Consider the following 15,142-nt stretch of genomic DNA (forward strand, 5'->3'; position numbering starts at 1 on the left):
ATCAGAACTCCTTGACCACTCTTGCAGGAACGCCAACCGCAAGACTATAGGCTGGAATATCTCTGGTTACAACCGCTCCGGCCCCAATAACCGCCCCCTCACCTATTGTTACACCGGGCATGATGATGGCTCCAACGCCTATATGAGCACCTTTCTTGATCAGGATGGGGGCTTGCTTGAAGGGCAGGCTCCCAACCCAAGTATTTCTTGCATAGCTGGTGATGTCCCTTTGATGTGTTAGAAGCATACAACCATAGGTAAGAAATACGTCATCTTCGATAGTTATGCGTTCTGGTCCGTCATCATCCAGCATCACGTCCAGTCCGATTAGAACGTTACTGCCAATATTCACACCTCTCAGGCGGTGCAGGAATACTCTTACCACACTTGGGAAACAATGCCGGGCAAAATGATGCAAAAAACGATTCGAAAGCCCTTTGACAATACTATTCATTGGTCTGTTTTTCATTTTTTCCATTCCATAACGCTATCGACCTTAGTCCATTTTTTGGTTTAACGTCGCCAATTATTGATCATTACCCAGTCAACTAGAGCCTCAGTGTTAATTTTGTACCGCGAATGAACTAATATTTCCTTAACAATAACCTAATACATCCAAATATAAGTTTATCAGTCTGTTGGCCACGCTAACTGAATCTAAGCCAAGCTCAACCAATCTCTCCCTACCACCGGTTTTCCCGGCAAGATCCAGGACCCTTTCCAATTTCTGCCTTATGTCGCAGGTGTCTTGGGATGTTACAAAACATCCTTTCAATCCTTCCAGAAGCCACCTAACATCACCCACATCAGTACTCACAACGGGAGTACCACACGCCATGGCTTCCTTGACTATGTTGGGCGAACCCTCCCACTTTGATGTAAGAAGCAGGACATCACAGGCATTAAGATATACTGGCACTTCAGCATGAGGGACCGAGCCCAAGGCAATAAGTTGGCAGTTCCTGTCCGACATCCCTGCAACTGAGTCTTCTGCAAGGGGGAAATTTTTCACTTTCCGGGTGGGGTCGGCCCCAAATAGTATGATGTTTTTCTCCAGGCTCAAACCAAGCCTTAGCCTACATTCACTACCAGACATAGGTTTGAATATCTGTATGTTGACTCCATTGGGGATTACCATCGGAGATTCCAGGCCAAGGCGTACTTTCATGTCTCTGGATTTCACGACCGTCGCATCCCATGACCATCTCACAAGAAATCGGATAACGCCCAGCCAACGCCCGGCACCCTTTACATCGCTACCCATCAAGGAGACTACAACAGGAATTTTTTTGCTTGAACAACCCAAACCCTTAATAGAAGCAAGCGATACCATTATACCAGATAAGGAATAATGGGCATGGATGATATCGATCTCTTTGCTCATTAACTGCTTGCGCAGCATAAAAACACGCCGCAGATAACCCCAGAGACCTTTGCCTTTAACAAGAAAGTATTTAATCTCAACACCTGCTTCAACTAAAGAATCGGCTTGCGCGGCAATGAAGGGATTAATGAAAAATTTCTTGGAATTGCCGCTACAAACGAAAAGGACCCTCAATTATAGGTTTCCTTCTTGATAAAGTTTCAGCGCCAGTTCCAGTCGATACTCATAAGATTCGTTTGAATCGGACCTTCCTTCAATGTATATCCATTCACCATCCCTATACTCGTATCGGCCTGGTATCCCATTCACCTCCATCATGATATAGCCTGGATAATATCCAAATATTGCCTGGATCTCGTTGATCAAGTACTCTCCTTCATGTTCGAACATATCAATTGCCGCGGAATTGATACGCATTTCCCTGCATACATAACTCGCGAAGTTAAGGATTGCTTTTGGCGGATCAACGTATTCTCGACTCTTTGTTCCGCTGCATTTATCTTTATACTTAGATTTCTGATATGCATAATGCGAGTTTCCGATAACAATCACTCTCCATTCAAAATCATGAGGAATATACTCCTGTGTGATCATGAAATTTTTGGGCCTGTTAACCGAAATCCTGTGGTATTGAGATATGCGATCCCTGGCTCTGGCAGTATCGCTTAGCGCTGTCCTTACCCATTTTCCCACGGAGCCAATCACTCTATTGGGACCAATCTGCATTGGAACACCTCTCTTGGAAAATGCCTGATGAACATACCTTGCCGCCTTCTTGGAATCGCGCATCACCAAGACTCCTATACCGGAAGCGCCGATTGAGCTCTTCATCACAACCGGGTAATCACAATGTGAGACATAATCAAGAGCCTCAATCTTATCATAAAACACCCTGGTCTTGGGGTGCGGTAACCCTTGTGCCTCAAGAATATAACTTAACATTTTTTTATTTTCGTAGATCAGAATCTCTTCATATGTTGGAAAGGTCTTAATGCGCAATACTTTGGAAATCACGTACAAGCGTTCGTCAAACATTATCTTATCAGATTCGACATCGCCAGGAGGCCTGAGCAATACCAAATCAGGATGGGCAGATCTTATCCTCGACAACCAATCGTGTGCAGAAACGTCAATACACTCATGGTCAACAGCTAATTTCTCGCAAGCTTGCCTCCACAAGGTGGTCATGTTGATATCACGGCAGTAAAGGATCACAGTTTTCATAATACAAATTCCTCATTATGGTCATAGCAGACATTTGCAGAGGCTGCTTTCGTTATTTTATATACCGATGAAACGTAGAACAATACCAGTGTCTACCACATTCTCAACCAAGCATTTGGAGAGCAGTTAATCAAAAGATACAATGCAGGATCGCGTGCCTATCGGAAATTGATCACCTTTCTTGTTCTCTCTGGATCAGCTCCAAGACACTGATCATTTTCTCCCGGTGGCTGGAGCAGCGCAGGGAATTCAACCAGATGTTAGTTCTGTATTTACTTAGTCTCTTTATCTTCAAACCCAGCCGTTTTCTTAGCTTCAAAGTTGTTTTGGAGGTTGCCGCAAAACCAGTGACCACATCATATTTCATAGAGTTATACATGCCGCTCCAGTATTTTTCCAAAGTCCCATTAGCAATGTCGCCACTCAATTTGGCCAAATGATCCATAACTTTGTCATAGTTGCCATGAGAAAGCAAATCAACGCCTTGCATATCGTTATCCATTCCTGTTACCAGCAACGCACATTCAACCCGCTCATATTCAATCGTTAACCCAGCAATTGTGCCTGTTAACCAGCTCGTGTTTGTTTTGCCCTTGGCGGGGAAAAATAGGTTTCCCAACCCATAACACACTGGTTTTCCCTGAAGTATTTCCATGCCGCTATAGGCGTGGGTATGATGGGTCACAATCGCATCAGCCCCATACTCAAGAAGAAATAGGAGGGCTTTCCTCATTTCTAGGGTTGGATAGTGGTGATATTCAAGGCCTCCATGGTAAATCACTATGATCCTATCAACCCGGCCTCTCAAGTTGCTGAGATCGTGGCAGGCGTCGATCAGGTCAAAGCGGTTTGCGCCAGCTTGACAGTCATCTGCTATGCTAAACTCTTTTTCACAGTAGTTCAGAAAGGCTACCTGCTGAGTACCAATTTGTTTTATCAGGGGCAAAGAAGCTTCGGAACGGCTTCGACCCGCTCCGACGACGTCCAAGCCGGCATCCCTGCAGTAGCTGATTGTATCCGTAACGCCTTGATCCCCATAATCACGTATGTGATTGTTGGCCAGACAAACACAATCCACCCCTGCTTGTTTCAATATCTTTGCATAATGGGGGCTGGTTCTGAAGCTCCTTCCTGTTTTTGAGATAGCCTTGCCGCGGTCTGTTAATGGAGACTCAAGGTTTATGATCGTGTAGACAGATAAGTTTACCAATCTGGATAACCTGGGGCCAAATGGGTTGAATGGTTCCACCCGGCAATCCGGAGCGAAATCCCCACCGATCAATAAATCATATGAATCCTTCATCCCTAACTCATTTACAGGATCCGGCCAATTCTTGGTAAAGCGCAAGATATTTTTTTGCCATCAGGTCCAAGCTAAAATCCAACTCAATTCGTTGACGGCCCGCCCTGCCAAAGCGATTCCGCAAATCGATTGAGTTGATCAGGGTTTTCAATCTCTGGATCAACTCATCAGTGTTGAAGCTATTCACAAGATATCCAGTAACTCCATCTACCACCAATTCCGGTGTTCCTCCGGCATTGGTTGCCACAACTGGCAACCCGGCGGCCATGTATTCCATTATGGAGTTGGATAAGCCCTCGGCATGGCCTCGCGTGTTATTGAGCAGGACTCCGATATCACAACGCAACAGGATCTGTTCAACATCTTCCCTGTTTCCCAAGAATAGAACTTTGTCACTTATCTCAACAGGGATCATATGCTGCACTGAATTTTTCCATTCCCCATCTCCGATCAGGACAAATTGGAGCTTATTATACTGGGCACACAATGACGCTGCGGCCTTAACTAGGGTCGCGTGGTCCTTGGCCGGGCGGAATCCGGCCACCATGACAATTTTTACCATGTTATTGTCCAAGCCCATTGCTTGGGCAGAAAAACCTGGATCAATATCAAATCTGGAGATATCCATGCCATTATGGATAGTGCAAGCTTTCCTGGATGCAGCCAAGCCTTCCACACGCAGCCCGGCCATGCTGTTTGCAACAATGCGATCCGCAAGCATAAATCTAGTCGCTTTGAGTAGTTTGGCCGGCAATGAAGCTTTCAGTTTTCCAGCATATCTGATTGATCCATCTATCAATACATATCTCGAAACGACACGCCCGGCAAAAGCATAGCATGAGCTTACGGCATCCCAGTAATGGATAACATCAGGACTTATTTTATAAATCCTATCATTTACAGCCCTATATGTGCCAATCTGTTTTCTTTGAGCGGAACTAAAGGTATAATAGGGGATCCCAAGCCCTGCGATTGGATAAGACAAGTTTTGGTGAAGGACTAACAGGTATAAATCAATTTGGGCACCCAGAACTTTCAGTAGCTCATAGAGCTGGCGTTCTTTACCTCCCCTGCCCAAACTGGAGATAATGTGGAGTACTTTGATGCGGCTCACGGACGTGTTAACAAATAAAACTTAATCGGCTTTCTTAAGTTGACTTTGAATACTGGAAATAAAGTCTTCAATAATGAAATACTGGGGATTCACTTCTGCCTCGACCCACTCCAGATTTACATTCCAATAACCTGGAGTAAGGTCGTACACGGTCAACGGTGAGGCATAACTTATCTCAACTATAAGTGGAGAGCATTCTTGGTCATGGAGAAAATCAAAAGCCAGACACTGGGTGGAAAGTACATTGCTTACCTCAAAAGCAATTCTAACCGCCTCAATGTCACCGGGTTCCTTGTCTATGTGTACCAGTCCGCTACCAGAAGCGCGAAAGTCGTTCTTTCTGATGTATCTTCTGTGCGATACAGCCCTGTTACCTATGACTAAAACCCTTTGGTCATAATTGTTGCCGGGAATGAAATCCTGGAAATACACATAACCTCTATGCCGGGGCAACATGCCCAAACATCTGGGCGGTTTGATGACCTTAGCCAGTCCCTTCATTAGATACATGGCAGCCTTAAGGTTTTTGTCCCTACGTAACACCCAAAGCCTTTGCTGCAGAGTGGAGTATCTATCCACTGAGGGGAACCCCCTGCCAAAAGCTCTGTTAACCATAGCCCTGGCTTGAGCGGCTGACTTAACAAGCTTTACGTTGGCAGAGCCCGCCCCACCCCTGAGTTTAAAAACCTTGGGGAATTCATTATTGCTGACCCATCTCAAAGCGTCTCTTTTGTTGTAAAAAACAAATGAGGGAATCAGAGGGGCTCCAATTGACTCCAAAAGATACTTTTGCCCCACTTTGTCGTCAAAATGCCAGCAGGTGTTGTAGTCTGGAAACATCTTTATGCCCATTCTTCCAACTGAAAAACTCAACTGGCGGGCAAAATTCTGATCCCGGTAATCGTTATGGCTCCAGTTCCACATCAAGCCCTGACAATCTTTCACCTGTTCCAGAATATCGCTGTCATAGCAATTTACCAGTATATAGGGAATCCTTTTTTCTTCACAATACTTGATCCAACGTTCACTATAGCTGTTCTTCCTGTCGTGGATGGCAATCTTCATCAGTATTCCTTGCAATGCGTGCGGATGGAAGATGCAACAGGTTTGCGGCACATGCTGACCGCCAAAATTGTGTGCTTGTTGGAAACCTTGTATATCATATCTCGCTTTTCTCCTCCAGCACTTTCATTAGTACTGTGAGCATGCGTTCCCTGTGCGTTTCACACCTGATTCTGTTCAGAAGGCCAAGAGTCGCCCAGTTTGACACATCTTTTTTAACTCCTATCTTGATAAGTAGTTTATTGATCCTCGGGTGGTGGTCAAGAGCGCTGAGTGAACTCCTCTTGGTGGCCGCGCAAAAATGATCCCACTCTGTCTGGAGCTTTGTATCAGAATTGATAATGGCGTTGAGCTTTACAATGCTGTCGGCAACCACTCGGGTATCTTCAATACTGCTACTCAGTGTTCCAGAGTTTATATCCAACTTCACTCCAATGACGTTCACGCGAGGAGTTTCTTGGAAGTTTACACAGAGCCCCAATCCCGTGTAAAAAGAAGCAGGCTCATAGTCTTTGGGGAAATAGAAATTCCCCAGTCCGTAAAATATCGGCACATCTTGATAAGTTTCAAATCCTGAGTAACAATGGCTGTGGTGGCAGACAACCAGGGACGCGCCCAACTCCACCATATACCTGGCGTAGCGTTTCTGGCCCGGACTGGGATAGGGATAACCCTCGGCTCCACCATGATACTGTACCACCACATAGTCGGCAGAAGCTTTGGCTTGCCTGATCTGCCTGAGCTGAAAATAATGGTCCAGAGGATGAGCACGTAAGTTCTGCCTGACCAGAGTCGACAACTCATTCTCAGTAAAACTCACAAAAGCCACCCGACGGCTACCTATCTCGGCCACTGGAGATGATTCATCCCCTACTCGGCCAAGCCCGGCATGAAGAATACCCAATCCCTCGAGAGAAGCTAGAGTATCTTTGGCACCCTCCATTCCATAATCCATCATGTGGTTATTGGCTAGATTAACTAAGTTTATACCTAGCACTTTAAACAAGGCAAGCGCTGAAGCAGGAGCCTTCAAGGCCGGGCCGGTCTTCTTGATCGCTTGAAGCTGGCTGGTTATGGGGCATTCAAGATTGACAGATCTCAAACGGGCTCTTTGCAAAGTAGCCGTTAATTCTGCTTCAAGCTTAAGTTCGTGGTTCAGATGGTCTGAAACAGGGCAAAAATCACCGGTAATGAACAGATCGCAACTTTCAGGGTGACCAAAGGCGATATTAACCATGCTCAACTCCACCGATTTAAAAGCCTGCGTGTTCAGTTATGTTGTTTTGAGTGGAAGAATCACGCAAGGCCGATATTGTTGCCGACAGCCGTCCATATGTGTTCTCCAGGGAAAAGGCCTTTCTCGCGAATAATCGGCAGTTGTTTGAGATACGCACCCATAACTTAGTATCATGAAGGAGCTCGATGGCCCTTTGCGCAGTATCTGCATCAGTTTCGGCCAGAAAGCCATGCTCGCCATCCAGAAAGCCCACGCTCTGCAGTCCGTTCCAAGTGCCAACGATGGGGATTCCCAAGGCCAGCAATTCAACCACCCTTCCCCTGAACCCTGACCCAGTTTCCAAGGGCAGCAGCATGACCCTGCACCGGGTCAGATAGGGCTTGATGTCATCCACATATCCAGTTACAATAACTGATTCGTCTTTAACATTCTCAATAATCTCCAGGGGTGGGTTGGCCCCAACGATGTATAGTGTACATTCTGGTATTGACTCCCTGATCATAGGCAGGATGCTCGTGAGTATGCGTTTTAAAGCCCTGCGGTTGAACTGGTTTCCCAAGGAACCGTAAAAAAGGACGGCGGTCTCGCGGCGATGTTCGTTCCTATAGCTGAGGTATGGCCCCAGATCCTGTCCGTTGACCGTAACGGACACAGGAACCTTTGGCTCCCAAGAGTTGATTAGACTGGCTTGTTTTTCGGAATTTACGATCACGAGATCGGATGCCAGAAAGCATCTCCGCTGTCGATCCAGACTATGCTCCAGTTGTATCTTATGGTGAAGAGATGCGATTCTGCCTTCGGCGTACTTGCCAGCTTTCAAGAGCTCCATATGTTCTTCCACCAGATAATGAGTGTCAATGATCTTAAGTATATCCTTGTCAACCTGTTTGAACAAAAAGCCAAGATACCAATAATGTATCAGGAAAGCATCTGGTCTCAAATTGCCAACAAGATCCAGCAACTGATTCTTGATCTGTCTTGAGCTTACAGAAAATTCTTCCTTGGATATGGGTGTGAGTAACGTCCCAAGTTTAAGCGCAAGCACTCTTGCGGCTTTGACCAGCCTTCCCTTTCCATAGCTCGCAGAAAGCAGCGGATGGTATTCCACACCAAGGTCACTCATGGTCTGCATTGTTTGTTTCTGCCCGCCTGACTTGGCAAGGATGTCGGAAAAAACAATCTCATGATCAGCGCTCAACCCTTTCAACTGGTTCAGCATCCTGACCTGGCTCATTCCTGCCAGGGGGAACAATGGCCCAGGAAACACAATGTGTATCTTCATCTACCAGCAAATGCCCTCATAGTTTTCCCGCCTGGCAGAACCTGTTCCAACCAGATCTATGAACTGAACACAGGGATATCTTGCCGGGAGTTCTATGTAAGCTTTTTCCTTTCTATTCAGCACAATCGTATCTGCCCAAGCCAATATTTCATCTGCCTCCTGGGTTAAAATACTTGGAAGGACAGGCAGATTCCGTGCTATATACTCCCGGTTCGCTCCGATCAGGAGAGCCTGCTGCACGAAGCTGTCATGGGCTTTGATCTCATAACCTTCAGGCAGCAAATCCTCGATGACCTTGATGATCGGGCTGTATCTAAGGTCATCGGTACCCTCCTTGAAAGCCACCCCCAGAATCCCTACTTTTTTCCCACCCTTGGATTTAATGAGTTCCGTGGCCATGGCTATGTGGTTTTGATTGCTGGCCTCGATCGATTCCAGTACTGGTGAAGCCATGGCGTGATCGAGCGCCAGGGTTTTCAGAGCCTTGAGGTCCTTGGGCAGGCAGGATCCGCCATAGGCGAATCCAGGTTTGAAGTAATAAGGGGAAATGTTCAGCTGCCTGTCCAGGCAAAAAACCCTCATAACCTCGCGCGAGTCAATACCCAGTTTCTTGCAGATATTGCCAACTTCGTTGGCAAATGTCACCTTAAGCGCGTGATAACTGTTGTTCACGTATTTTATAATCTCTGCAGTGAGGATGTCAGACTCTACAAACTCACCGTTAACTTTCTCATATACATCCCTCATTACATTGGCAGCTTGTGGGCTGTCTGTGCCAATTAGTGTGAAGGGTGGATTGTAATAATCTTCCACTGCCGAGCCTTCTCTCAGGAATTCCGGGTTGGAAACTACGGAGAAGCCTTCGTTTCTCTTTTTCCCGGATGCTTCAGCGATAATCTCTCCAAGTCGGTGATTGGTTCCCGGGAGGACTGTACTTCTAATCACAACGATGTGATGAGAGTTTTTATCCCCGATGGCCTCTCCTATCTGGCGGGCTGATGTGTAAATGTATTCAAGATTCAGGCTCCCCCGCTCCGTGGAGGGCGTCCCCACGCAGATGATGGACAGGTCACTGGTTAAAACCGCCTGGTAATGATCTGTTGTGGCAGTTATCCTACCCAGGGCATGCTGGTCCCTGATTATCTTGTCTATGTCCTTCTCTACGATCGTCGCCAACCCTTGGTTAACAAGATCAACCTTTGATCGGTTCACATCGATGCCAATGACATCAAATCCGTTCTGGGCAAGGCATCCGAGGCTCACGCACCCCACATACCCCAAACCAAATATGGAGATTCTCATTTTCCTGCCTTTATTATCGTTTAGGTTGCACATGACAAAGCTTCTCACGCCAGCCACCAATATTGGTTAAACAATTATCCACAGTAGTAAGAAAGCTGCTGCATTGAGCAGGCTCACTCAGTATTGGATCCTGTAGCCCTGAATCTTCACGGAATTTGCTTCCACCGCTTTAGGGTATTTGGATTGCCACATTCCCTTTATCGTCGCAAATATTTCGGGCTGATGTATCTTGGTTCCAATATAAAAAGGATTGCAGCAGTTTTGCGCAAAACTCAGCTTGAATTTGTAGATGCCATCCCCACGTGAAGCCCCTCCACCCATTGAATATCTCTTTACACCAATGGAATGTAGATATTTGATCAGTTCCCAGCGTTGAAACGTATTGGCCTTGTACTGGTAGTAATCACTTAATGTACCCCCCAAATAACCATAAGCTAGCTCTCCGTCGCATAAAAGTATCTCGCAGCTCAGAACTATTTCACCCAAATAGGTCAGCGCGAGTATCAGCCTTTCCCTCAACAGCTTTGTGAGTTCCGAAAAAAAGCCTCTGTTGAAATAGTAGAACCCATCGGCGCCATTACGATCCATTGTTTTCGAGTATATATCCCAGAAGACGGCCAGTTGCTGTTCAGATATTTCCAGACCCCTCAGAATCAATGTGTTGAGACCATAGGAAACACCCTTGCGGACAGTTTTTCTAACCCTGTATTCGAAGGATAAATCCCAAACCTTGTCCAAGCCTTGGGAGATATCCACGAATACATTATCCAACACAGCTGTTTGGTCAGTGTAAAGATGGAACTGCCTGTTCCCAGTCAACGGGCAATAACGCACAAATTCCGTTACCACTTGCGATGCTTTGAGAGTCTCAATTACCTGGTTATTGAACTCATCTATAAATGCAGGATCTTCCGCTTGCCCAGCAGGCCCGTTGTAGCCGTAAGCCCCACACAGGTCACAGTAGGTCTGGTTTAGTTCATACCCGAGTTCATTAATGCTTCTTTTGCGCGAGGGGTAAAAAAGAAAATTATTATCATCTTTCACCGCCCAGAAACAGACAGCTTCTCCTGGCTCGACCATTTGGTAGGCACGGTAGTAATCTGGGCTGAAATAGGGGACTCTCCCCATATTTGGCAGGGCTGCGTACAACCTGTTCCAGTGAGTACAATCATCGAGTGTATCTACGCCAAATTCCATGCTTGATTATCCGGATCAGTATTTGCTCGTAAACTTGGGAAACAAGCCTATCAAAGCACGCTTCCCAATTTGGAGATATATTCCCCAAGGGCCTCAGCGCCCACATTCAGCGGCAGGGTAAGTGCGTGGTCCTGCAGATCCCAGGAATACTCATGCTCTTTTCTATCGATCTCTTTCGACAGCAGCCAATGCAGGGGACAGTGAACACCCAGCTTGTGCAGAGCCTTTTTTTTGGCATCCCGATCCCTCAGATATACCGCCATTCCCAAGGGCACAACCTCACCCAATTCACGCTTGATTATCAAATTGGGCGATATGCTGTGTAGTATCAGCTTGAACACAGACCTTCGCTGCCTTCCCAACAATGTATAATCAATTTTATCCAGCAGATAACGGTTCACCCGGGGCATGCCGATCACACCCGGCTGGTGGTAGCAGGCATTGGCTTTGTCAAGCAACCCCAGAAACGCCTTGGGAGAAAGCAGACCCGTCTCAAGGTGCAGATATCTCAATGCCTGAGCTGTACGTTTTTGGGCCAAAAAGGGAATAATGGACCTGAGGGAAGTATTGAAGCGCAGGGGTTCTCGAGACATGAGCACGCTCGCTTCGAAGGGAGTGTACTTCCTCAGGCTGTTGAAGCAATAATCCCCATATAACTCATTCTCGCTATTCAGCCAGCTCTGCACCGCATCTTGCAGGATCGCAACCCCCCGCTGCTTCAGCCAGCTCATAATATCTTTCAAATTCTCCTTTTGGGGCAAACCAAAATGATCAATGAACAAGATCGCTTTAAGACCCGGGCCAGCCTTTCTATCGATATCACCGAGGTCAGGCAGCAACCCCTCTTTCAGCTTATAAAATTCGTAGCTAACGCCAGCCTCACGGAAGGGCCGGATAATGCTTGGACAAAGATACGAGGGCAACAAAACTGTCTGAGTGCTGTCCATACTCAAGTGCTCAATTATCACTTTCAGCGAATAGTAGGCCCCAAAAGTGTACTGGCGGTAATACCCAGTATTTTCCAGCCCGTATTTAGAGAACTGCCCTAAGTATGGGCCAAACAGTAACCCAGGATGGATAAGAAACTCACCGCCGACAGCGAATCTTTTAAGCATAGGCCCCATCCGGAGCAGCCCATCCTGGAGAGCTGGGCAGATTTACAAGCCGTGAGGCAATGTCCATCGCGCTGGGTAACTCCCCCGCCAGACAGGAGCTGTACATATTCAGTTTGTTCATCAGGGTCCAGGCAGGCCTGGACATTATGCCGCTGCGCTTTGACTCCTCCAGGAACCCGTCCCTCAATTCACTGTTTGGCAGCAGAATGGCGTTCAACCAATAGTTAGAAATAGCATGGTCAGGTTCAGAGATAAGGGTCATTTCGCTGTCTTTGGCGAAGAATGTATGGTAGCGCTGGGCGATCTCCCGCTTGCGCCTCAGTATCTGGGGCAACATCTCCATCTGGGCGCAACCCAGCGCGGCATTGACGTTCGGTAACCGGTAATTGAACCCGGTCATGTCGTGCAAGAATTCCCAGGCATGGGGAACCTTGGCTGTGGTGGTCACATGTTTGGCCAATCTGCCGAGATCATCCTCGTTGGTAAGGATCATCCCGCCGCCACCGGTGGTGATGGTTTTGTTGCCGTTGAAGCTCAATATCCCCAACAATCCAGAAGTCCCCGTATGCCGGCCCTTGTAGTAGCTGCCAATGGATTCCGCTGAGTCTTCCACCACCGGAATGTGGTACCGGCCACAAATCTCAACGATCCTATCAATTTCGCAGGGATGGCCGAAAGTATGCATGGGCACGCAGGCGGATATCCGTTTTAGCCCACTAATGTTCACGAATGAAGGATCACAAATGCGCACGAATGATTCACTGGAGGGTTGGGAGGGTTTATTTTGGTTAACCGGCTTTGTGATCGGTTCAGCGCCTTTGGTCTGGCGTCCAACTCTTTCTCCTTCGCTACCTTGTGAGTTAACATTTGTGAAAATTCGTGCTCCTTCATTTGTGCCCATTTGTGGTAGATAGAAACACTGTAAAGTTCCATCAAACTCAGAAAGGACTGCGTTATTAGCCAGCCAGGCTTCCAAGGCATCTGCGGAGAGACCCAGAGTTTTCCGGTCAACGTCGATGAACAAAGGTTCCGCTCCGCAGTAGGCGATGGCGTTACAGGTGGCAATGAAAGTCAGAGGCTGGGTGATCACCAGATCATTTCTCTGAACGCCGGCCAGCAGTAGAGCCGCGTGTAAGGCAGCAGTTCCGTTTACAGTTGCCACAGCGTATTTCGCTCCGGTGAATTCCCGGATCATGTCCTCGAAGCGGTCCACATATTTCCCCACGCTTGACACATAGGTGGAATCAATGCAGTCCAGCAGGTATTTCTTTTCATTACCTCCGAAGAAGGGTTCTTGGAGGGGAATGGTTTCCCTGCCAGGATACAAGGAGTGGATGAAGTCGATGATCGGTTGAAAGTTCATTGTTGCTATGGTTGAGGGGGTTTAGAGGGTTTAGAAGGTTGAGTAGGTTTTTTTATGGCGGCATTTCTCAGCTGAGTTAGCTGGTATGAGATCACATCGATTGATTCTCTGGTGTTGTGACAGCTAACCTCATCGATATAACCCAAGTCCAAGCACAACGTGAGTTGGCACAGCACTTCCATAAGGCTGGCATAGGCAGTCTGGTAAAAGTGTCCCTGATCTTTTGAGCTTTGCCGGGAAGCTCCTTCAGCAATATTGGAACTCACAGATACCGCTGCGCGTTGTATTTGGCTAATCAACCCATATTTCTCTTCAGTCGGCAAAGATCTTGTGAGGCAGTAGATCTCTTTCACCAGTTTCCTCGCTTTTTGCCATACGCTGAGTTTTTCAAAACCATACTCTCTGATCATATCAACTCTCTCAACACTCTAAACCGTCTAAACCCTCTAAACATTATATATTCCTGGTTTGTATTTCGCCAAGTTACGTGGATCTGAAAACCATTCAACTGTCTTTTCCAACCCCTCCCGGAGTGTGTGCCGTGGTTCCCATCCGGTCAGCGCTTGAATCTTGCCATTGTCACACCACAGCCTGAACACTTCAGATTTTTCCGGGCGCACGCGCTGTTTGTCCAGTATAAACTCCACATCGCTACCAGTAATGTCTTTGATAAGTTCGAGGGTGTCCATTATGGATATCTCAGCGTTTGAGCCTATGTTCACCACTTCCCCAATCGCTTGGTCACACTTGGCGAGTTGGATAAAGCCCTGACAGATATCGTCCACATAGTTGAAATCCCGGGTGGGGCTCACGTCACCCAGCTTAATCGCTTTCACACCCGAGGCGATCTGCGTGATGATGGTGGGTATCACCGCCCTGGCCGATTGCCGGGGTCCGTAGGTATTGAAGGGGCGGGCGATCGTTAGGGGCAGTTTAAAGGCGTTATAAAAACTCATGGCCATGGCATCCGCTCCGATCTTACTGGCGCTGTAAGGGGATTGGGGCTGCAGGGGATGTTTTTCATCGATGGGTACATACCGGGCTGTGCCGTACACTTCGCTGGTGGACGTGCAGATGATCCTTCTCACTTTGCTATCCAGGGCAGACTGGCAGATGTTCAGAGTTCCCCTTACATTGGTGTCCACATAGCTGTCCGGAGCAGTGTAAGAATAGGGTATGGCTATCAGGGCAGCCAGATGAAAGATAACGTCGATATCCTTGCTTATGATTCTGCAGAAATGCGGATCGCGTATATCTCCACAAACAACCTCCATGGCTTTCTGGAGAGGAATATCCTCCAGCCAACCCCAGTGATTGAAGGAATTATACTGAGCCAAAGCCCGCACCTCATATCCGGCGGCCAGCAAGGCTTCAGTCAAATGGGAGCCGATGAATCCGTCTGCTCCTGTCACCAAAACTTTCATGTTTATTCCTTTCCCACTAATGAGCACAAATAAAAGACACTAATTTTCACAAATATAAGGTTTAATAGCGACTGCAATAGCAAACTTCAATGCCTGAAATTCACAGCTATGAACTTGATTAATCAATACTTTCCC

General features: G+C 47.1%; 13 protein-coding genes and 1 pseudogene. All 14 read right to left on the bottom strand.

Annotated features, from left to right (window positions below; genetic code table 11):
• Position 1: 1 nt before the first annotated feature.
• Positions 2 to 142 (bottom strand): annotated as a pseudogene (locus LHW45_00180) (acyltransferase).
• Positions 143 to 595: 453 nt separating this feature from the next.
• Positions 596 to 1,558: a glycosyltransferase gene (locus LHW45_00185; GenBank protein ID MCB5284003.1), complete on the bottom strand. Its 963-nt coding sequence runs from the start codon at positions 1,556 to 1,558 to the stop codon at positions 596 to 598.
• Entirely contained in the window at positions 1,559 to 2,608 is a 1,050-nt protein-coding gene (locus tag LHW45_00190) for a hypothetical protein (protein MCB5284004.1), read from the bottom strand.
• Between the two features lie 172 nt (positions 2,609 to 2,780).
• Positions 2,781 to 3,911 carry a CapA family protein gene (locus tag LHW45_00195; GenBank protein ID MCB5284005.1) on the bottom strand — a complete coding sequence of 377 codons (1,131 nt, stop codon included), beginning with the start codon at positions 3,909 to 3,911 and terminating at the stop codon, positions 2,781 to 2,783.
• 7 nt (positions 3,912 to 3,918) lie between these two features.
• Complete coding sequence (locus LHW45_00200; protein MCB5284006.1) at positions 3,919 to 5,025, bottom strand: glycosyltransferase; 1,107 nt, start codon at positions 5,023 to 5,025, stop codon at positions 3,919 to 3,921.
• Between the two features lie 21 nt (positions 5,026 to 5,046).
• The gene (locus LHW45_00205; GenBank protein ID MCB5284007.1) at positions 5,047 to 6,090 is read right to left on the bottom strand and encodes a hypothetical protein; all 1,044 of its coding nucleotides are present in this window, start codon (positions 6,088 to 6,090) and stop codon (positions 5,047 to 5,049) included.
• 94 nt (positions 6,091 to 6,184) lie between these two features.
• Positions 6,185 to 7,324 carry a CapA family protein gene (locus LHW45_00210; protein MCB5284008.1) on the bottom strand — a complete coding sequence of 380 codons (1,140 nt, stop codon included), beginning with the start codon at positions 7,322 to 7,324 and terminating at the stop codon, positions 6,185 to 6,187.
• 16 nt (positions 7,325 to 7,340) lie between these two features.
• Positions 7,341 to 8,606 (bottom strand): glycosyltransferase, encoded by a 1,266-nt coding sequence (locus LHW45_00215; GenBank protein ID MCB5284009.1) that lies wholly within the window; start codon positions 8,604 to 8,606, stop codon positions 7,341 to 7,343.
• The gene (locus tag LHW45_00220; GenBank protein MCB5284010.1) at positions 8,607 to 9,956 is read right to left on the bottom strand and encodes a UDP-glucose/GDP-mannose dehydrogenase family protein; all 1,350 of its coding nucleotides are present in this window, start codon (positions 9,954 to 9,956) and stop codon (positions 8,607 to 8,609) included.
• Positions 9,957 to 10,025: 69 nt separating this feature from the next.
• Positions 10,026 to 11,105 carry a GNAT family N-acetyltransferase gene (locus tag LHW45_00225; protein ID MCB5284011.1) on the bottom strand — a complete coding sequence of 360 codons (1,080 nt, stop codon included), beginning with the start codon at positions 11,103 to 11,105 and terminating at the stop codon, positions 10,026 to 10,028.
• A 50-nt stretch (positions 11,106 to 11,155) separates the two neighbouring features.
• Positions 11,156 to 12,220 (bottom strand): hypothetical protein, encoded by a 1,065-nt coding sequence (locus tag LHW45_00230; GenBank protein ID MCB5284012.1) that lies wholly within the window; start codon positions 12,218 to 12,220, stop codon positions 11,156 to 11,158.
• Positions 12,213 to 13,583, bottom strand: a complete 1,371-nt coding sequence (locus tag LHW45_00235) for a LegC family aminotransferase (GenBank protein ID MCB5284013.1) — start codon at positions 13,581 to 13,583, stop codon at positions 12,213 to 12,215. Before LHW45_00235 ends, LHW45_00230 begins: the two co-directional genes overlap by 8 nt.
• A 5-nt stretch (positions 13,584 to 13,588) precedes the next feature.
• The gene (locus LHW45_00240; protein MCB5284014.1) at positions 13,589 to 13,993 is read right to left on the bottom strand and encodes a four helix bundle protein; all 405 of its coding nucleotides are present in this window, start codon (positions 13,991 to 13,993) and stop codon (positions 13,589 to 13,591) included.
• A 36-nt stretch (positions 13,994 to 14,029) separates the two neighbouring features.
• On the bottom strand, positions 14,030 to 15,007 hold the full coding sequence (locus LHW45_00245; protein ID MCB5284015.1) for an NAD-dependent 4,6-dehydratase LegB: 978 nt from the start codon (positions 15,005 to 15,007) through the stop codon (positions 14,030 to 14,032).
• Between the last annotated feature and the right edge of the window lie 135 nt (positions 15,008 to 15,142).

Source organism: Candidatus Cloacimonadota bacterium (genome assembly GCA_020532085.1).
Lineage (GTDB): Bacteria > Cloacimonadota > Cloacimonadia > Cloacimonadales > Cloacimonadaceae > Syntrophosphaera.